This window comes from Haliea sp. (assembly GCF_040221975.1).
In the GTDB taxonomy this organism is placed as follows: Bacteria; Pseudomonadota; Gammaproteobacteria; order Pseudomonadales; family Halieaceae; genus Haliea.
In genome coordinates, this window is sequence record NZ_JAVJWR010000013.1 from 15196 (window position 1) to 35754 (window position 20559).

Annotated in this window: 17 protein-coding genes; 6 read left to right on the top strand and 11 right to left on the bottom strand. The window is 53.2% G+C overall.

The window, feature by feature from the left end; genetic code table 11:
• Positions 1-8: 8 nt before the first annotated feature.
• The 8 genes from RLO07_RS03890 to RLO07_RS03925 form a co-directional block, all read right to left on the bottom strand.
• A complete protein-coding gene (locus tag RLO07_RS03890) occupies positions 9-1022 on the bottom strand; it encodes a helix-turn-helix transcriptional regulator (protein ID WP_462290818.1) in 1014 nt (337 codons plus the stop codon).
• A 136-nt stretch (positions 1023-1158) separates the two neighbouring features.
• On the bottom strand, positions 1159-2586 hold the full coding sequence (locus RLO07_RS03895) for an aromatic ring-hydroxylating oxygenase subunit alpha (protein WP_462290819.1): 1428 nt from the start codon (positions 2584-2586) through the stop codon (positions 1159-1161).
• 128 nt (positions 2587-2714) lie between these two features.
• A complete protein-coding gene (locus RLO07_RS03900) occupies positions 2715-3491 on the bottom strand; it encodes an enoyl-CoA hydratase/isomerase family protein (protein ID WP_462290820.1) in 777 nt (258 codons plus the stop codon).
• Entirely contained in the window at positions 3488-7000 is a 3513-nt protein-coding gene (locus tag RLO07_RS03905; RefSeq protein ID WP_462290821.1) for an indolepyruvate ferredoxin oxidoreductase family protein, read from the bottom strand. Before RLO07_RS03905 ends, RLO07_RS03900 begins: the two co-directional genes overlap by 4 nt.
• Positions 7001-7067: 67 nt before the next feature.
• Positions 7068-7544, bottom strand: coding sequence for a MaoC family dehydratase (locus RLO07_RS03910; protein ID WP_462290822.1), 477 nt, complete (start codon positions 7542-7544; stop codon positions 7068-7070).
• Entirely contained in the window at positions 7537-8514 is a 978-nt protein-coding gene (locus tag RLO07_RS03915; RefSeq protein WP_462290823.1) for an acyl-CoA dehydrogenase family protein, read from the bottom strand. The genes RLO07_RS03910 and RLO07_RS03915 overlap by 8 nt, the downstream gene beginning before the upstream one ends.
• The gene (locus RLO07_RS03920; RefSeq protein ID WP_462290824.1) at positions 8514-9665 is read right to left on the bottom strand and encodes an acyl-CoA dehydrogenase family protein; all 1152 of its coding nucleotides are present in this window, start codon (positions 9663-9665) and stop codon (positions 8514-8516) included. The genes RLO07_RS03915 and RLO07_RS03920 overlap by 1 nt, the downstream gene beginning before the upstream one ends.
• Before the next feature lie 293 nt (positions 9666-9958).
• Positions 9959-11536 (bottom strand): AMP-binding protein, encoded by a 1578-nt coding sequence (locus RLO07_RS03925; RefSeq protein WP_462290825.1) that lies wholly within the window; start codon positions 11534-11536, stop codon positions 9959-9961.
• 232 nt (positions 11537-11768) lie between these two features.
• Between RLO07_RS03925 and RLO07_RS03930 the strand changes: the two genes are divergently transcribed.
• From RLO07_RS03930 to RLO07_RS03945, 4 genes are all read left to right on the top strand, one after another.
• On the top strand, positions 11769-12329 hold the full coding sequence (locus RLO07_RS03930) for a nuclear transport factor 2 family protein (RefSeq protein ID WP_462290826.1): 561 nt from the start codon (positions 11769-11771) through the stop codon (positions 12327-12329).
• A gap of 244 nt (positions 12330-12573) precedes the next feature.
• A complete protein-coding gene (locus tag RLO07_RS03935) occupies positions 12574-13308 on the top strand; it encodes an SDR family oxidoreductase (RefSeq protein WP_462290827.1) in 735 nt (244 codons plus the stop codon).
• Between the two features lie 108 nt (positions 13309-13416).
• Positions 13417-14622, top strand: a complete 1206-nt coding sequence (locus RLO07_RS03940) for a cytochrome P450 (protein ID WP_462290828.1) — start codon at positions 13417-13419, stop codon at positions 14620-14622.
• A 51-nt stretch (positions 14623-14673) separates the two neighbouring features.
• On the top strand, positions 14674-14838 hold the full coding sequence (locus RLO07_RS03945) for a rubredoxin (RefSeq protein ID WP_462290829.1): 165 nt from the start codon (positions 14674-14676) through the stop codon (positions 14836-14838).
• 160 nt (positions 14839-14998) lie between these two features.
• Here the strand turns inward: RLO07_RS03945 and RLO07_RS03950 are convergent, their stop codons facing one another.
• Positions 14999-15448: an Lrp/AsnC family transcriptional regulator gene (locus RLO07_RS03950; RefSeq protein ID WP_462290830.1), complete on the bottom strand. Its 450-nt coding sequence runs from the start codon at positions 15446-15448 to the stop codon at positions 14999-15001.
• Positions 15449-15618: 170 nt separating this feature from the next.
• On the opposite strand from RLO07_RS03950, the gene RLO07_RS03955 reads away from it, so the two are divergent.
• A complete protein-coding gene (locus RLO07_RS03955) occupies positions 15619-17298 on the top strand; it encodes an aminotransferase class V-fold PLP-dependent enzyme (RefSeq protein ID WP_462290831.1) in 1680 nt (559 codons plus the stop codon).
• Between the two features lie 127 nt (positions 17299-17425).
• Here RLO07_RS03955 and hpaR read toward each other — a convergent pair whose 3' ends face one another.
• Entirely contained in the window at positions 17426-17941 is a 516-nt protein-coding gene (gene hpaR / locus RLO07_RS03960) for a homoprotocatechuate degradation operon regulator HpaR (protein ID WP_462290832.1), read from the bottom strand.
• Positions 17942-17974: 33 nt separating this feature from the next.
• The gene (locus RLO07_RS03965) at positions 17975-18838 is read right to left on the bottom strand and encodes a fumarylacetoacetate hydrolase family protein (RefSeq protein ID WP_462290833.1); all 864 of its coding nucleotides are present in this window, start codon (positions 18836-18838) and stop codon (positions 17975-17977) included.
• Positions 18839-19024: 186 nt separating this feature from the next.
• Between RLO07_RS03965 and hpaE the strand changes: the two genes are divergently transcribed.
• Positions 19025-20557, top strand: coding sequence for a 5-carboxymethyl-2-hydroxymuconate semialdehyde dehydrogenase (gene hpaE, locus RLO07_RS03970; protein WP_462290834.1), 1533 nt, complete (start codon positions 19025-19027; stop codon positions 20555-20557).
• The last annotated feature ends 2 nt before the right edge of the window (positions 20558-20559 follow it).

The window sequence follows — 20559 nt, forward strand, 5'->3', positions numbered from 1 at the left end:
AAATCTCGTTACTTCAGGATGTCGAAACAATCAACTGATTCGATCCTATGCGATGGCGCACGAGTGGCCCCAGCGACACGACATTCCTTGGGTGAAATCCCGTAGACCTCTTTGAACATCCGACTAAAATGCGCGGCGCTCTTAAAACCCGCCATATAGGCTATATGGTATATTGGTTGGTCTATGAACTTATCAGACAACAGCCAATCATGGGCTTTCACCATGCGCTGACTCCAAAGGCGCTCTGAAAATGAGGTGTTGTGAATTTTTAATACATGACAAAGATGGCGCGTAGAGATACCGCAATTTTTTGCCACATCAACGTAATTCAAGTCCGGGTCAGTCAGGTGCTTAGCTATATAGGTGTCGATATCTTCAAAGCGTCGATCGATCAGGCTTTGGCGCTTGGGAACGTCTTCAATCCTACTCGCCAGGCAGTCTGCCATTGATATAAGAAATGAAGTCACAAGCGACTCCGCGGCAACTCGCGTTAAGCAGTCTCCATCTTCGATCATTATATCCAGAAACCGCGTAATCAGTCTCCGTCCACCCATATGTATGGGGAAGGGTTCATTTAACTCGTCAGCATCAGCCAGGTGGGTCAGAAAAAGGTGTGCCGGGACAATTGCCTGGCTCGCCTCAAAAACGCCACGAGAATCCGGTTCAGCGTGCGCCAGAAACGGATCACTGGAATCGAGAATGCAGCACTCACCAGATTCAACGCCATAGGAGTTCGCAGAGCGCACCAGTGCCAGAGAACCTCTCGTGATAAACCAGATTACACGAACGCCTATCTGGTTTTCACGTATATCTTCCATGGAACGGCGGAAAGAAATTCCGGATGTCGACTTCACGCGCATAACCGAAATCGGGTATCCCAAAGCCTTCTCGATTGCCACCTCAAAGTGGTCCGACGAATCCAGCTCAAGATCGCCTTGATAAAACTCTTCCCTGATTACTTTGGCGTAATCGCGAAAGACCTTTTTCGCATCACTGCCGTTGTATGAATAGAGCATGTCCATACGGTAGACCTCTACCTCAAAAAGATCTATTATATTTGTAGCTGCTAAAGGTGTTCCAAATCACCAATATTGTCAAGTGTCATTTAACCCGACCGAGACAAACGCTCTATCAAAATTGCCCAGGCCAAAACGCGTCTTATTTGCTCCCATTCATGTACTTGTAGTACTCATCAAAGAAATGTCTAATGCGAATCTCCTGCTCGCTGTATACCGAGCCTTTAAAGCCTTTTGAGTGAATCCCTTTTTGTACACGGGGTACCATCACACGGTCTTGACTAATCACCGGACCGAGGTTTTCTAAATCATCGGTCTCAATATACGTTCTTGGGAGAACAGTAGTGCCGCTTAGATCGACATCCTCCACTGCCATGAACGAGGGCAGCTCTCCAATGCCAGGCACCGCATAGACCTGCACCTGATATATACATTTTTCAGGGTCTGTAGGATGCGGAAGCCAGTTCTGTATAAAGAAGCCTTCAGGGTGCAGAAAGGTCTCAGTAGAAGGAAATATCCCAATACTCCAGTCGTCAATCAACTGACCCTCGCTGAACTTGGCGTAGTCGATGGCATAATCCTTCTTCTTGAGCTTCGCCTTGATCACTGCCTTTGGCACATCTAGAGGATCCTTTGGCCACTTCTCCTCTGGGATACCCGCCTCTCTGAGGAATATTTTGTGTTCTTCAGCCAGCTCCAGCTTTTTCCCAGCCATTCGCTTTGCATATTGGGGCGCCGGGCTCATGAATTGATAGACACTCAAGGCATGACCATTCTCAAACAAATCGGTCTGAGTGTGGTAGGCGTCAACAGCGGGCACTAGCTGAGGATGCGTAGCCTGAACATGGTAGCCCTCGACAAATGCCTCATGCGCAACTTTCCAGTTTGCCGGCCACTCCTGCTGCACGTCACGAATTCTTATCACCTTCTCGAAGTCATAGGCCGCCGTGCGGTTAACAACATCTGGCCCCAGAAAGTCCTCCAGAGGCTGGGGATCGTCATCTAGCGAGATAAACACCCAGCCCCGCCAAACAGCTGCAGCCACCTTGGGTAGATCAAGGTTGTGGCACAGCGCCTCCTCCCTGAACGTTTCCTGATCCTGAACCTTGAGCAGCTTGCCCGTTGTAGAAAATTCCCACTTATGGAAAGGGCAGACAAATTTCGCGCTTTTCCCAAAATCACGCTCCACCAATCGAGCGCCGCGATGCTGGCAGACATTGTACATTGCATGTACTGTGTCGCCGTTACCTCGCACGACCAGAATTGACTCTTTATAGCGATCAATTTTCATAAATGACTTGGGCTTGGGAATGTCATTCAGGTGACCAACAAGGAGCCATACCTTGGTCCACACTCGATTCCATTCCTCGTCCATCACGGTGGGCGAGTAGTATCTTTGCATATCCGTGTGCCTTGCCGTTCCCAAGTCACGCGGCGCTGCTTTCCCATAGCGTTTTTTAGAGTCCTTCCATTCAGGTAGCGTATATGTCTGTCTGAACGGCTCGTAATCGATATCTTCGTTAGGCTCAGCAAAACGAAGTGGAGTTTCATTTTCTGAATTGTCAGTCATAAGCTCGCTACATCCTTCATTGTGTGCACCCCCACCAGACGGTCTAGTAGTATAATCCACGCTAGTCGTTGACTATTAAATAACCAGCCACGCTGTATGTCTTGACTGCTGAAGCAAAAGACAATGGGTCATTTTTTTGTGAGAGCCCTGGAAACCACTTCAAAAACCTCATCGCCTGAGAGAGTCTCCATTTCATAGGCAAGAGACCGCTCAAATGCAGCGCCAAGCAGCTCCCGAGTAAGTTCTGCAAATGCTTGCTTGGTACCTCGCACTCCCCCACGCGGCAACTTAACAAGCTTTTCCGCGATAGCGACAGCCGCCGGCAGAACGTCTTCCGGTTTTTCCACCAGATCGGTCACCATCCCCATAGCGTGGGCTTCGGCCCCGGAAATTGCGTCACCCGTCAGCAAATAGCGTTTTGCTCGCATGATACCCACCGATTGAGACCAGGCCAAGATTCCACCGTCACCCGCAACCAGTCCGAGCAACACATGCGGATCCGCTATCTGCGCGTCTCTACAAGCCACGACAATGTCGCAACATCCAATTACCGAAGCGCCCAGGCCAATCGTCGCTCCATGGACAGCAGCCAACACTGGAAAAGGTAAGTCAAGTAGTCCGTAAATAATGGAGCGAGCTTCAGCTGTCAATCGTTCCCGGACTGCAGACGACGCATTACCTTCCAGTATGAGTTCGAGGTCTCCCCCTGCGGAGAAAGATCGCCCCTCTGCGGAAATAATACAGGCCCTTATATACTTGTTTCTTGCCATCTGCTCCAGCACAGCTGGAAATTCGCTATGCAGCTCACGGTCAAAGCGATTATGCAAAGCTGCTCTGTTAAACCGGACATGGGCAATATGCTCTTCTACAAAAAAGTCGAAGCATAAGTACTCATCATCTTTCATCGCACTCCCTCCGCAGCCAATGCGTCGCTTTTAATAACGTCAGACTTTTTCTGTTTGGCATGGAGTTTCTGAAGCAATCCTGGCAGCGTCTCGCGGTATTGGTCGATTGCAGATAATTTAACGGGGCCATAACCCTTTATCTCACCTACGGCGCCCAGGGCATGAATCGCTTCCTTAAAATTGCCTTCATTAGTCATCTTCACAACGTCACTTGCGAGCTTCCGATACTCTACAATAAGCGCCCTTTCCGACCGGCGCTCAGCGGTGTAGGAAAACGGATCTGCTAATGTCCCTCGCAAGAACTTCAGCTCGCGGAGAACTCGAAAAAGGGGGAAAACCCAGGGGCCAAAGCGTCGCTTTCTCGGTCGCCCGGTGTTCGGATCAATTCTGGAGATCAGCGGCGGCGACAGGTAAACACTAACGGAATACTTCCCGGAGAACTGCCCTTGCATAAGCTTCGAGAAATCCTGACTTGTGTGCAGACGAGCCACCTCATACTCATCCTTATAGGCCATAAGTCTTGATAAATTGAGGGCAATGGTGCGCACCAGATCATCAGCCTTATCAGGCAACTGGGCGGCGGCAACGCTGCGCATCTCCCTCACAAACTCTAGGTATTCATCGGCGTAACTCTTATTCTGATATTGTTCGAGAAGCTTCCCCCGGCTGAGCAATATGTCTTCGAGCCCCATATTGCTCTCAACCGGCAAGGCGTCTTTTTTATGCGCAGAGAGCGCTTCGGGTGAATAGGCCGCCACCCGACCTAAAGCGAGGGTTCGCAGATTATCGTCTATGTTCAGGCCGTGAAGTCGTATCGCTGATTCCAGCGCTTCTAAAGAAACCGGCAGAAAACCGCTCTGCAAGGCAAAACCCAGCATCAACATATTTGTTGCAATACTGTCTCCGGTGAGTGTTGTAGCGAGTTGTGTAGCATTTAGAGAATGGCAATGCGTTTCACCGACTGCCTTGGCAATGACTGACTCCAGATCTCCCGCGTCGATTTCATAGTCACGATTTTTCTGAAAGTTACCCGTAGGCGTCACGTCACCGTTAACTACTGCCCTGGTTACACCCGGCTTGATGGTCGCTAACACTGGCTGCCCAGATGCAACTACCATATCGCACCCAATTATCAGGTCAGCCATAGCCATATCTAATCTGGATGCGTAAATCTCTGATTGTCCGGCGGCGATTCGGATATGGCTGGTAACGGCTCCGCCTTTTTGAGCCATGCCCGTTTGATCCAGTACACTGCAACCCTTTCCGTCGATATAGGCGGCCATACCAAGTATGGCTCCTATACTGAGCACTCCGGTGCCTCCTATACCTGTTACGAGCAGACCATACGTACCATCAATATCAGCCGTGATAGGCGATGGCAAGTTAAGTATCGCTGCATCCAGAATCGGATCATTCAGTAAGTTAACCGCATTGATATCGGCACCTTCAACAGTCACAAACGAAGGACAAAAGCCCTTAAGGCAACTAAAGTCCTTGTTACATGAAGACTGATCTATTGTCCGTTTACGTCCAAATTCGGTTTCTACAGGCTGAATGCTCAAGCAATTCGATTGCACTGAGCAGTCGCCACAACCCTCGCAAACCTGCGGATTGATAAAGACGCTTTTGCTGGGGTTGGGATAGGTTCCACGCTTGCGACGACGTCTTTTCTCTGCCGCACAGGTCTGCACATACACTAAAGCAGATACCCCGGACACGCTGCGAAGTTCGCGCTGGACGCTATCCAGATTATCTCTATGATGAACATTTACTCCGCGCGGCAGTGAGTTTTCTCCCTGAAATCCGACCACGTCATCGGTAACGACCACGACAGGAGAAACACGCTCCGCCAGCAACTGCCTGACCACATCCGCAGGCGATGGCGAGCCTTCTACAGGCTGACCACCCGTCATTGCCACGGCATCATTGTAAAGTATCTTGAATGTCATAACGGCATTCGCAGCAACTGCGGCACGAATCGCGAGTATTCCTGAATGCGCGTAGGTACCATCGCCCATATTCTGAAACATGTGCTCCCGGTCGACCAGCGGCCCTACAGATAGCCACGGCATTCCGTCGCCGCCCATGGGCATTGGCATTAGAGTGCGGCGAGCTGGCATGAAAGCGGCAAGGCCATGACAGCCAACTGCGCTCATCGCTATACTGCCGTCGGGCAATACAGTGCTGGTATTGTGTGGGCAGCCCGAACAGTAAAAGGGTGGTCGCACATGGCCACCATTCACTATGTTCTCGACGTTCTTAGCAATCCCCGTGTAATAGTCCTGCCTTGCCTGGATATCCTGGTCTACCAGGCCCATCGCCGCAAGCCTGCTGAAGATTGCAGCGCGGACACTGGATGGAGACAATTCGCCAGCGGAGGGCAACAATTTACCGCCAAGGTGATCCCACTTTCCAGTTAACACCGGCCGCTCGTCCTCGAGAAGGCCATAGAGAATGCGTGCTAGCTGCTCCTCAATTACGGGCCGCTTTTCCTCCACCACCAGTAACTCTCGGCTCCCTCTGGCGAAAGCCTTGACGCCGGTAGGCTCCAGCGGCCAGATCATGCCCGGTTTATAAACGCGAATGCCTACCTGGCTACACCTCTCGTCTGTCAGCCCAAGGTCTAACAGCGCCTGACGCGTGTCGAGGTAGGCTTTGCCGGCTGTCACAATCGACAGTGCACGAGTTGCAGAATCCAACGTGACTTTATCGAGGCCATTGACTCGTACAAACTCCTGAGCCAATGGCAGCCTCAGGTCTACTGTCAATCGCTCTTGCTCAAGCGGCGGACTCAACTGCCGCAATCCCACATCGTCGGCCTGATCCTTGCCCTGCGCTACGCCAAGGACACCCAAGTTCTGGCTGCTAAGCTCTATAGTCGCGGAGTGATCCAGTGTATCGGTGACACATTTCAAGCCAACAAATAGTCCACTTTGACGGGACATCTCCCAGCCCAACAGCCCATATTCGATGATCTCTTGAGGATTGGCCGGGTACAACACAGGTAACATTGCCGCTATAAGCGTATGCTCAGACTGATGCGCACTAGCCGATGATTTTCCTCCATGATCATCTCCGGTAACAATGAGTACACCCCCGGTAGGTGAAGTACCATCCAGATTGCCTAGCTTGAGCGCCTCAATCGCACGGTCGGTACCAAGCCCCTTGCCATACCAGAGACCATAGACCCCTTCGAACTTTGACTCGCCAAACCAGTCCAGTTGCTGGGTTCCACGCACGCTGCTGGCCGCTAGCTCCTCATTGAGCCCTGGAAGAAATGTGATGTCATAAGATTCAAGTAGATCACGCGCTTTCCACAGGAACGCATCGTAGGTACCAATTGGTGAGCCTCTATAGCCAGAGATAAAGCCAGCGGTAGACAAGCCTGCGGCACGATCCCGACGCGCTTGATCGATAGGCAATCTTACCAGAGCTTGAATAGCAGACATGTAGACACGCCCGGTGGTACGCAAATACTTGTCGTCCAGCGACACTGCAGACTTGGTCATACCAGACCCTGCATGCACGTTAAATGCCACTGGCGCATCACTCGAATCTTCCTTCTGGCCACAATGATCAAGAATTTCCTCCAGGGTCTCCGGCCAGCAGCCGCTTGGGACAGTAGGTTAAAACCAGTTCGTCGTTCTGGTTGTAGACTTTTACCTCGGCGACAACGATCGCCCGATTGAGCTTTGAGGTAGGCTTGATTGACGTGATGTCGCAGGTTGCCCAAATAGAGTCATTCACGCGTACGGGTAAATGTGCTTCTGTGTGCACCTCAAGCAATGCCAGCCCTGTTCCCTGAATCAAGGTCTGAAAAAGCATGCCCTCAATGAATGCCTGCGTTAGCGCAGCGGGAACGAGCCTTCCAGGAATCGCTGCATGGGGGTATTGCGCATCAATGAAAATGGCCTCAAGCATCCCCGTTACCGATATGAAATTTACAAGATCTGTTTCAGTAATCGTCCGGCGCAATGTTCGACCGACGATACCCAGATCAAGTTCCTGCCAATACTTCCCTGTACCGATGATCTTCTGGGGCAGTTCACTCACATTCCTCTCCTTGTTCTTGAAGCTCAGATCTTACAAAGTCGGGCGTTGATTTCAGCGATGCTTCAAGTCGCAGCTCACCCAGACAACGCGCCCAGTAGCTGTCTGAGCCGTAACAAAGCTGCCATTCGCGCAAACGACGCGTATAGAGCTGGAGGTCATATTCCTCCGTAATCCCGATGGCACCATGGACAGCGTGAGCCATACCACAAATCTCTGGAACGGCTTCGCTTGCTCGCGTTTTCGCCACCGCCACACGACCCCGGTGGAATTCATCGCCAGACAAGCCGATTCGGGCAGCAAGATTTACAGCTACCACGTGTTCAGCGGCTACAGCCAGGCGATGTTGAATAACCTGAAAATTAGACAAGGAACGCCCAAACTGCTCTCGCTGCGACACATACAGGAGCGACATCTCCAGTACCTTACTGAGCCCGCCCGCAATTTTTGCCGCAGTGAGCGCAGCGCCGCATGCCAGCAAATCCAAGGAATTTTCCTCGACGGAATACATCGGGTCGACACTGTAATCAACAAAGCTCTTACCTAAGCCAAAAGCCCCGGTCGATCGTTCGCTGACAGGCCGAACCACGAGCGCACTGCCTTCCCGAGTCAGAACTGCATTTGCCACAGCTGCAACCGACTCTGCACCTGATACAGGCAAGATACCCACAAATAGCTCAGCAGGAAAAGTGATGCCCGCTTTGTCAAAGACGGCACGAGCAAGCATTGTCTCCACTATCGGAAGGGGAAATAGATACTCGCCAACCGCAGTAACCAGCGGACAGAAACCAGCAAGAGAAATTCCAGCTCCGCCACGCGACTCCGATAAAAGCACGTCCAGATAACCGGACTCCACCACACTGGACCAAATACGCTCTGGATTCTTCCCAGAATCAATTTGCCGTACTGTGGCAGGCGTTATGCTATCGCGTAACAACCTTACAAACGCGTCGAGGATCAGATCGTCAATCATTATCTCAACCCCAATCCACGGGCCACCATACCTCTGAGGATTTCTCGAGTACCACCGCGCAACGAAAATGCATCACTGAGCTGCAGGAGAAACGCAAGAGTCGGCATCAAGTCAGCCGAATTATTGAGATCGGGATGACTGCCTACAGAGTTGGCAACGCAAAGTGGAATCGTCTGCTCAAACTCAGTGCCCAGATCCTTGAACAGTGCGGCAGCAATTTGAGGGGACGCTCCTTGTGCCAACTGCGATGTCAACGCAACCGACATTGCCCGTAAAGATGCCAGCCTGGCTATTAACCTTCCAACGATTTCGATGTCCCTTGCGTCCGCGCGCCCCCGAATTTTCTCAATCCACAGATCCAGAAGCACCAGGCTCGAGTAGATGCGTTCCGGTCCGCTTCGCTCGAAGGCGAGCTCAGCATTGACCTGCTTCCATCCATTACCTTCCTCCCCGATCAGCGCTGAGCTCTCCAGGTAGACGTTATCAAAGTGTACTTCGCTGAAATCGCTATCTCCTGTCGCCAACTGGATCGGCCGCGCGGTGATCCCCGGCAGGCGCAGATCAAGGATAAACTGCGACAAGCCTTTTTGACGGTCCTTGCTGGTTCCTGTAGTGCGCACCAGTGCAATCATATAGTCCGCCTTGTGGCCGTAGGTGGTCCAGATTTTTGAGCCGTTGAGTATCCAGCCATCTCCCTGTCGCACGGCCTGCGTACGAATGCTCGCCAAGTCTGACCCAGAGTCTGGCTCACTCATACCGATACAGAAAACACTATCACCACGGCAGATACCCGGAAGATAGAACTCTCTCTGCTGCTCCGTACCAAAGTTCAACAACAAAGGTCCACTCTGCCGGTCGCCTATCCAATGGGCGGCTATGGGAGCGCCGGCCACCAGCAACTCTTCCACCAGCACAAATCGCGCAAAGGCATCTCTGCCCGCACCGCCATATCGCTCCGGAAAAGTCAGTCCCAACCAACCCATCGAGCCCAGCGCCGCACTGAACCCTCTGTCAAACCCTGTCCAGGTTCTTGCTCGCTCAAGCGGCCCCACACCTTGCATACGCTCACGGAGAAACGCTCTGACCGGATCTCTCAATGCTTCGGCTTCTGGCGGAAATCGTGACCGTGGAAAGTACTCAAGAATTGACATTACAACACCTCACATATTTTCTCGCAGACAGAAAAAGCCAATGTAAGGAACGCGAGGTAATGGAGGTTCTGACTGTCACGGATGTGCACTCTTTTTTGATAAAAATCATACTCTTAAGGTTGCTTATGACGGCGAGAAGCCAACGCAAAGTTCGCTCTACCATGACTAACCAAATACATTCCCCCTTTATAATCTGTTTGCGGATTTCCGAGTGACACTTGGATGCAGTTCCGCTAGTCTGTAGGGGAATTTTCTGGGGATAGGCAACTTCGGATTAGAAGACAGTAGAGAACCTAGCTGTAGAGAGCTCGCAGTTCGTGCTTTTTTACTTTGCCGGAAGGCGTCAGGGGCAGCTCATCTACGATATATATGGCCTTGGGTATTTTATAGCCTGCGATTTTGTTGCGTAGAAACAGCCTGAGCTCGTCACCGGTCGTGGTGAACGATTCTTTCAGTTGCACGACTGCGGTGACCGCCTCTCCGAATTCTGGTTCGTGTATCCCGAAAACCGCAGCGACAGATATCGCCTCGTGCTGATATAGCACATTTTCAACTTCTATCGGATAAACATTTTCCCCGCCGGTAACGATCATGTCTTTAATTCGATCTACGATGTAAAGAAAGCCCTCAGCGTCCAGGCGACCTCCATCACCCGTGCGATACCATCCGTCGTGTAAGACTTCGGATGTCGCCTGTGGTTTCCGCCAATAGCCAGACATCATCATGGCTGATTTGATCTCGACTTCACCCACTGTTCCAATGGCCACAGCATCGCCACTTTCCGGATCAACAATCCGTAGCTCAACACCTGGACAGGCTCTACCACATGATTCCAGCTGCTGTGTCTTGGTCGGGTCGTGTTCAGCCGGCGACATGCAGACCTGCGTACCACCCGCCTCAGTCATACCGTAGTTATGCATAAAACCAACGTTCGGCAATATCTTCAGGGCTTCGCGGAGCACGGCTGGTGATATGGGAGAGGCGCCATACACCAGTAGCCGCAGGTGCAGCAAGACAACTCCCTGATCTTTGACTTCACGAATTAGCCAATTGATAACCACAGGTGGTGCGAATAGCCTTGTTATTCTACGCTCTATAAGAGTTGTGAGTATTTCCCCAACGTCAAACGAATCCTTGATAACGCAGGTGGCGCCTCTATAAAGAGTGCCATACAACAAGGCGCTTCCGGCAACATGAAACAGCGGGGCAGCAAGAAGAAACAATTCGTCTTCTTGCCACTGATACCAATCTCCAAGTTCGTCCTCCATAGCTCTGTGTTGTGCGAGGCTGCTTTTGCTTATCATCACGCCTTTGGGCAATCCCGTGGTGCCGCTTGTATAATGAATTAGACTACAGCTCTCGGGCCCGATTTCCGGTCCACAAAATTCGTCCGACTGTTCATCCCTCCATTTTGTATAGCCCTCCTGCTCTGACAAGGGAATGCATTGCGCCTTGATACCTGCAACCCCACCGCCCAAAATGACTGAGAACTCCGGATCGTGAAATATCATCATCGGATCGGCGTCTTCAAGGACCAGGCGAAGCTCAGGACCCGCCAGCCTGCAATTTACTGGCACTGCAATAATACCGCTCCTTAACGCACCCAACATCAGTTCAACGTAGTGATCACTGTTTTTCGCCAGGATGGCTACTCGATCTCCTTGAACCAACCCTGCAGCGTAAAAACCATTGGCTACGCGAGCCGTGTTCACTTGCAGTGTACCGTAGGAAGTCTCACGGCTTTCATATACCAAGGCGAGCCTGGCGGGATAGGCACCTGAGGTTTCCGAAATTCGGTCCAGTAAGTCATTCGCTTGAGAGAACGCACTTTTAGACCGTCGTTCACCGTTACCACTCATGGGAGTGGACATACTGTCTCCTAACGTTTGTCGCGCTGATCAGAAGGTTACAGCGCACGAGCATCAGTCGTCATCTCAGCTGCGCAAAGTTCATGTCCATGTTTGCAACAGTACTTGTCTGTCGCAGCAATAGTTGACCGCGAGTATCATATCTATGCGATCATGCAAGGTGTCCGGCAGCAACGTGAACTACAAAAAGTGTGCGGTAAATTACCTGTTACTCGTTCGGTAAAGGGATGTAGAAATGGCTTTGGAAGCGCAGATATCTGAAATTGCTGATCGGGAGGCTATAAAGCAATGCCTGTACCTTTATTGTCGTGGTATCGACCGACGCAGTCCAGAGCTTCTCAATAAGCTTTTTTGGCCTGATAGCACCGTGGAATATGGCATTTTCAATGGCGGAGGCTCGGAGTTCTCCCTGTCGATCTGCGATTGGCTGGAGGGCGGTGGCGTTATCAGCACTGCCCATCATTTAGGTAATATTGTTATCGCGCTTGATGGTAACAGTGCGCACACCGAGTCCTATCTCAACGCACACCACACGATAAGGGGGGACGGTGAATTGTGTAGCGACTGCATGATAGGAGCGCGGTATCAGGACCGGTTCGAAAAGCGTGACAACGAGTGGAGGATCGTTTTCAGACGCTTGGTCTACGACTGGTTTAGAACGTTCCCAGATACATTTGACTGGAAAGCTGGGGCGCTTGGGGTCACAAGTGAAAACGCAACTATAGGTGGCGCCAGCGACGATCAGTGGGATACTCTCAATAAAGCTATGGGCATGGCAACTCTGCGCGCCAGCTAGTTTCCACTGCGCAACATCTCCTCGCTCACTTAGCCTCCCGTAAACCGCTGGGCAGCAATTGCCAGTGCAATGACACACACTTTGTCCCCCACTGCACCTACTCTTGTCTGTAATTGCGCGGTTCACCGCCGCGATTGTTGAGTTACCCCAGTCCTGTCACTATTAAACGATAATGGCGAAACCCAAGACGCAATGTGCTTCCTGCCCGATTACCGTGCAATGATCAATTATTAGAGGTACGAGAATGAGTAGTCTTACCGGAAAAGTGGTGGCAATCAGTGGCGGCGCCCGAGGAATGGGCGCTGCGGAGGCCCGGTTGTTCGTCCGCGAGGGCGCTCGCGTTATTATCGGTGACTTGTTGGAGTCTGAAGGAGTCAACCTGAGTAACGAACTGGGGGATAGCGCCCGCTTCTGTTGCCTGGACGTTAGCCAGGAATCCAGTTGGATTGCGTTTTTTCAATTCGCAGACTCAGAATTTGGCCGATTGGATGCACTGGTCAACAATGCCGGCATCCTCCAGCCTGGAGCACTTGCTGACCTTAATGTGGATGAGGTAAGACGCAGTTTTGAGATTAACCAGCTGGGCCCCATGTTAGGCATTAAACACGCTGCTCCACTGCTTCGCAAATCTGGAGGTGGCTCAATAGTTAACCTGTCCTCCAGTGTCGGAATGAGACCTTTTGCCGGCATCGGTGCCTACGCTGCAACCAAGTGGGCTATTCGCGGAATTAGCAAAGTGGCGGCCCTGGAACTAGTCGGCGACAACATAAGGGTGAACGCAATACTTCCGGGCTATATCCGCACTCCAATGACCGAAGCTCTTGGCGCTGACATGGATGAAGTCGGACTATCGCTGACTCCAACTGGACGAGCCGGTACACCGGAAGAAGTCGCAATGCTCGCCCGTTTTCTTGTGTCCGATGAGAGCCTTTACATCTCGGGAGCGGATTACACGATCGACGGTGCTTCAACGATATAGGAACTGACTTTGAAAATTCCAGACAGATGAAGACGCATCACCATTCTGGCACAAAGTTCGTAGAGTATTCACGCCTGGTTTGCAGGTATGAAGAGGAATCAGAGACCTATGAGTAGCGAAAACATAATACCTTCTCACGTCCCAAAGAATCTTGTTCACGATTTCGACTTCAATGATATGCAAGGTGAGAGCGATGTGTGGGAGCATTTTCGCAAGCTGCATGATGGCCCTGATATTTTTTACACACCCCGTCATGGCGGCCACTGGGTACTGACAAGATTTGAGGATATGAACAATGTTCTCAACGACCCCGAACTGTTTTCCAGTCGGCATCAAACGTTACCGCCAATGCCGATAACACTTACGCTCATCGAATGGGACGGCCATCTTCATGCCGATGCCAGAAAAGTACTTGCACCATTTTTCAGCCCCAAGTCTGTGGTCAACCTGGAGCAAACTGCCCGCGAACTCACCATTTCTCTGATAGATGAATTTCATGCCAGGGGAGAATGTGAATTTGTCAGTGAGTTCGCTCTCAAGATGCCCATTATCATAGTCATGAGACTGATGGATCTGCCGATAGAGGACACGCCATACCTCATGCAAATCTCAGACGAAATCGTGAGATCAGTAGATCCGGCAGTGCAAGTCGCTGCCTTTCAGAAAGTGAACGACTATATTAGCCAGCAAGTCATACCCAAGCGGCGCGCCAATCCTGGAAAAGACATCTTCAGTGCAATACTCAATGCAAAAATCGATGGTGGACGGCACTTTACTGATGACGAGATCATCAGTTTTGGCTCTGTTTTAATAGCAGCAGGCCTAGATACCGTTGCAGGGATGCTAGGGTTCATAACGCGCTTCCTGGCAGAGAACCCCTCGCATTGCCAGCAATTGGTCGATCAGCCAGAGTTGATCAATGATGCACTGGAAGAGCTGATGCGGCGGTTCCACATCGCCAATATCGCAAGGATTACAGCTCGCGATATGGATTACAAAGGTGTTCAATTGAAAGCCGGCGACCCGATCCTGATTCCAACTTCAGCTGCTGGAATCGACCCTAATCGCTTTGAGAATCCGTTTAACGTTGACTTTAAAAGAGGCGACAAGAAAACTCTGGTTTTCGGCCGAGGCCCGCACCAGTGCATAGGTGCTTTCCTTGCGCGAACCGAACTGCGGGTCTTCCTTAAAGAATGGATTCACCGAATTCCGAACTTCAGCATCAAAACCGGAGAAACACCGATTGCGGTGCCCGGCAAAGCCAACTGCCATCGCTACCTGCCCCTTCAATGGCCGACAAGCGACAGGGTATGAGCCGCGTATACCGCCTTTCAATCCAAACGATGCGGTTGAGGTAGAATAATCGTGAGAAAGTACATTTGTTTATTCTGCGGCTATATATACGATGAAAGCGTCGGCATGCCTGAACATCAAATACCGCCAGGGACACTCTGGGAAGATATACCTGATGACTGGGTTTGTCCTGACTGCAGCAGCGGGAAATCCGACTTCGAGCTGATGGATTACTGATATGATTCTGTCGGCCTACCCTTAATAGCTATAGCTGAACCTCTCCTACCGTGGTCTCTGTCCTAACGGGAAACCGCTGCCCTCGCCATTGAGATACGCTCGGATCAACTCAAGCTAAAAGGCGGCGCGGGTTCGCCGCGCCGACCTTGCACCCTGCACCTTACAGCGGCAACACCGTAGTGGCCTTGATTTCCTCCATCACAAAGCTGGCAGAGACGTCAAACAGGTCAGCGCCTATCAGTTGCTGGTAGAGCCGGTCGTAATCCGGCATGTCGGCAACGACCGCTTTCAGCAGGTAGTCGAGCTGCCCGCCCAGGCGGTACACCTCGAGCACCCCCTCAACACCCTGTACCACCTCCCGGAAACGCTGTGCCCAGGCCTCGTTGTGCTGATTGGTGCGAATGGTAATGAAAACGGTGAGCCCTAGCCCGATCCTGGCGGCATTGAGCAGGGTCACCCGCTGACGAATGATCCCGCCCTGTTCCAGCTTCTGCAGGCGGCGCCAGCACGCGGATTTCGAAATGCTCACCCGCGCGGCGAGATCCGCAACCGAAAGTGAGGCATCCACCTGCAGCAAGCGCAGAAGATGTTTATCCGTCGAATCAAGCATACGTGTATCCTCTCACCCTGTACCGACACTTTGTTTCGATATTCAATACTATAATGAAACAATGATCCGGTGTTATCCATATTTAAAACACAAATAGGCACAATGTTTCAGCTGCCAACCGATAAAATTCGATTTATCGTTCACAACAACCCTACTTAGGAGCCCTGCCCATGAGCCCATTGCTAGAGCGGATCCGGAAGGCCGTTATTGGTCAGCGCCAGCCCATCGCCACGCCGTTCGGTGACAAGCCCCTGGTGTACGCGGATTACACTGCCTCCGGCCGCAGCCTGGACTTCATTGAAGACTATATCCGCGCGCAGGTGCTGCCCTACTACGCCAACACGCACACCGAAACCTCCTTTACCGGCGCCCATACCACGGCCCTGCGGGAAGCGGCCCGGAACCAGGTCCGCAGGGCTGTCAACGGCGGCAGCGACGACAAGGTGATCTTTTGCGGCTCCGGGGCCACCGCAGCAATCAACAAGCTGATTGATGTGATGAATCTGCGCCTGCCGGCGGAGCTGGACGCCCGCTGCCAGCTGTCGGCACAGCTGCCCGCGGAGGAACGGCCGGTGGTCTTTATCGGCCCCTACGAGCACCACTCCAACGAGCTGCCCTGGCGAGAGAGCATCGCCGAGCTTGAGGTCATACCCCTGAACAAGCAGGGCGGTATCGATCTGGAAGTACTGGCATCGGCCCTGCAGCGGCACGCACATCGCTCCCTGCTGATCGGCAGCTTTTCCGCCGCCTCCAATGTCACTGGTATCAAGAGTGATGTGGCGGCCGTGACCCGCCTCCTGAAGGCGCACGGGGCACTGGCTTTCTGGGACTACGCCGCCGCCGGACCCTACGTAGCCATCGACATGAACAGCGAATATCCACTGGACGCCGTGTTCCTGTCACCCCACAAATTTGTCGGCGGCCCCGGTACACCAGGCATTCTGGTGGCAAAAAACACACTGTTTCGCAATCGGGTGCCAGCCATGGTGGGCGGCGGTACAGTGACTTACGTGACCCCGGAGGACCATGTCTACAGCAAGGACATCGAGCGCCGGGAGGAAGGTGGTACGCCGGCCATCGTGGAATCCATTCGCGCCGGCCTGGTATTTTCCCTGCAACAGGCGGTGGGCACCGACACCATACAGGCCCGCGAGTCGGTGTTGGCCGAGCGCGCCATGAGTCGGCTGCGGGCCTGCCCCAACATCGAAGTGCTCGGCAGCCATGACGCTGCGCGCCTGCCGATTTTCTCTCTGCGCTTTCGCCACGGGGAACACGACCTGCATTACGGCTTCGTAGTGGCTTTGTTAAACGACCTGTTTGGTATCCAGGTCCGCGGTGGCTGTTCCTGCGCGGGACCCTACGCCCACGCCCTGCTGGGCATGGACATGGCCTACAGCAAACAGCTGGAAGCCGCTATTGTTGCCGGCTCAAGCCTGCTGCGCCCGGGATGGGTACGCCTTAACTTCAACTACTTTATCGACAATGAGGAGTTTGAGTATCTGCTGCGGGCGTTGGAACTGGTGGCGGAACACGGCTGGCGGCTGTTGCCCAGCTACCAGTTGGATGCCGACCATGGAATCTGGCGCTTTCAGGGCCAGGCAGCGGGGCGGCCGGATCCGCTGGCAGATATGGGCTGGCTGGAGCGTCCGGCGACAGTGGTCAAGGAACTGGCGCCGCTGTCATTGACAGCACAGCTGGAACTGGCGGAATACGAATTGATCCGGGGGGATCACCCGACCATGGCCGCCAACCCGAGGCTGTCACCCGCCCACGAACACCTGCGCTGGTTTGTCCTGCCCGTGGACATTGCTGTTAGGGACCAGCCCGTGTTGGGCGAGAGCGCTCGATAACCACACCTTAGTAGGCAGGTGTCAATTGTGGGTAGCTAAGCTGCCGGGGCGGTTTGTCTTGCAAATCTCCATGAACCAGGGGAAGTCCAGACATTTCTTCCTGAGATCCGGATCTCGTGCCAATAGACTACCCGCCTTCGGCTCTTTTCGTCTGAGATCCCCTATCATGTGGTTTTTCCCCGGCAGGCATCTCATCGCCTTCTTCCGACGAGTTCTCCATTGACTCGCTTTCCGCCGAAAGTTTTTCTGTCAACTCATCGAGCAATTCGTATAACAGCTCGAGCTTGCCGTACCCGAATACCTGGGTGATGCGTTCATAGCGCGCTTCGGATTGAGGCGCCATGACATTCACAAGCTCCTTCCCCTCCGCTGTCAATCGGATCATTGCGCGGCGCATGTCCGCCTCGGAAGTTCGCCGCTCAATCAGGCCTCGCTTCTCCAGAAACTGTATAATCCGCGACAAACTGGGCATCAAAAGATAACACTGCCTGGCAATGGAACTCATTTCCATTTCCGCCTGGCCCGACTCCAGATTGTCAAAAAGTGCCCGCAATACGCGCCATTGCTGGGCGGACAACCCGTGTTCCCGCAGATGGGGAATAAAAGTGGACATTACCGCTTCCCTGGCCTTGAGCAGGGACATCGGCAGGGATCGCCGGAATTCTCTCATGGGGATTTAAACCCGCTCGTCTTCGACACCGTTGGATAGTACACCAACTCCTTCGACTTCGACCTCGACCATATCCCCCGGCTTGAGATAAATCGGCGGATCAAAACGGGCACCCGCCCCATTCGGGGTGCCAGTGGCGATGACATCACCAGGCCTCAGCTCACAAAAAGTCGTGAGATACTCGATGATAAAGGAAATGGGAAACATCATGCTGGCAGTGGTGTCGTCCTGCCGCACCTCACCGTTAACGCGGGTAACCAGCCTCATGTCTTCCAGCTGTTTTCGGGTAAACTCATCTGCGGAAACCATCCATGGGCCGATTGCGCCGGAGCGCTCAAAATTCTTGCCCTGGGTCACATTGAACTTGGCGTGACGCACCCAGTCGCGCAGAGTCCCCTCATTCATGATGCTTAGCCCGGCGATATGCTCGAAGGCATTCTCACGCTTGATACGGCGGCCCGCCTTGCCAATCACCACCACAATCTCCCCCTCATAATCCAGTTGCTCCGACTCGTGTGGGCGGATCAGTGGCTGATTGTGGCCGGTAAAGGAATCCGGGAAACGGATAAATACACTGGGGTTGCTCGGTGCCGCGCTGCCATCCTTGTACTCGCTGTTGCGATTGGCGTAATTCACACCGATGCAGAGGATCTTGTCCGGCGCTGTAATGGGCGGTAGCAGAGTGACAGCATCAAAGGCCAGGGTGTTGCCGTTGTCCACGCGGATACCCGGTAGCAACCCCCTCTCAATGGCAGCTTTCAGGGTGGGAGCCACAGCTTGCAGGTCGATCAGCCGCTCTCCGGAATCCCCGGCAACCACCGCTCCCCAAGATGTGACCCCGTCTTCACGTTGATAGGAGGCAAAACGCATAAGACTTCCCCGAAGCGGTCTGTTACGCCCACAATTTTATAGTTAACGCGTTAATTTGTAAACCCTGAAAAGCTCGATGAAGTGCTACAAACCCCTCAGTATCACTAGCTCCGTGAGGAATTCGTTATCTTGTTGACAAAATATATTTAACACGTTATCTTTTTGCAAGGAGGAGAGGAGAGCACAATGTCAGAGTTCGCCAGCAATCTGTCGCTTGCAGAGGACTATCTCAAACGCTTTCGGGAGAATACCACCACACACTTCATCAATGGACAGTGGTCCAGCGACGAAGGTATCGAAACCTTCGACAACACCACGCCGGTGGACAACAGCAGCCTTGGGCAGGTAGCCAGGGGTACTGCCGCGGACATCAATGCCGCGAGCCTGGCAGCCAGGGATGCCTTTCCCGCCTGGAGCAGCATGCCTGCCACCGAGCGCAAAAATATCCTCCATCATTTTGCCGATTTGATTCTCAAGCGCGCCGAGGAAATTGCACTGGTGGAAAGCATGGACTGCGGCCAGCCGTTGCGCTTCATGCGTCAGGCTGCCGTACGCGGAGCGGCCAATTTCCGCTTCTTTGCCGACAAGGCCCCCGAGGCGCGCAATGGCCAGGCGATGTATCAACCCGAGCACAGTAACCTGACCCTGCGGACACCAATAGGGCCGGTCGGGATCATCACCCCCTGGAATACCCCTTTTATGTTGTCAACCTGGAAGATTGCTCCGGCTCTGGCCGCTGGCTGCACCGTAGTCCACAAGCCGGCCGAATTCAGCCCTCTCACCGCTGCAATTCTGGCTGAAGTCAGCCAGGAAGCAGGTCTTCCCGGGGGCGTCTGGAACATGGTCAACGGTTTTGGCGAGGTGGCCGGCAAATCCCTGACTGAGCATCCTGACATCAAGGCCATCGCGTTTGTCGGCGAATCACAAACTGGCGCGCGTATCACGGTCCAGGGCGCTGCCACCTTGAAGCGAACCCACTTTGAACTGGGTGGCAAGAATCCGGTCATTGTATTTGACGATGCCAATTTTGAACGGGCCCTGGACGCTGTGGTTTTCATGATCTACGGCCTCAACGGCCAGCGCTGCACCTCCAGCAGCCGCCTGCTGATCCAATCGGGCATTCGCGACCGCTTTATAAAAGCCCTCGAGCAGCGAGTCAGAAATCTCAAAGTGGGCCACCCACTGGATCCCGCCAGCGAGGTCGGGCCACTTATCCACACCAGCCATTGCGAGAAAGTGATGAGCTACATGGACGTCGCCCGCGAAGAAGGCGCCCGTATCGCCGTGGGCGGGGAGCGCTATCGCGACGACAGCGTCAGTGCGGCGGGCAACTATGTCCAGCCCACACTCTTTACCGACGCCAACAACAACATGCGCATCGCGCGGGAGGAGATCTTTGGTCCCGCGCTCACAACCATCAGCTTTGACAGCGAAGAGCAGGCGATCCAGATAGCCAACGACAGTCCCTATGGCCTGGCAGCATACGCCTGGACCAGTGACCAAGGCCGGGCCATGCGGCTGGCGCACCGGGTTGAAACCGGCATGCTGTGGATCAATTCGGAAAACAATCGCAACCTGCCCTCCCCCTTTGGGGGGATTAAAATGAGCGGCATCGGCCGGGACGGCGGTGACTTCAGCTTCGACTTCTATATGGAGACGAAGAATGTCTGCTTCGCGCACGGCACCCATAGTGTGCCGCAACTGGGCAAATCCTTCTGACG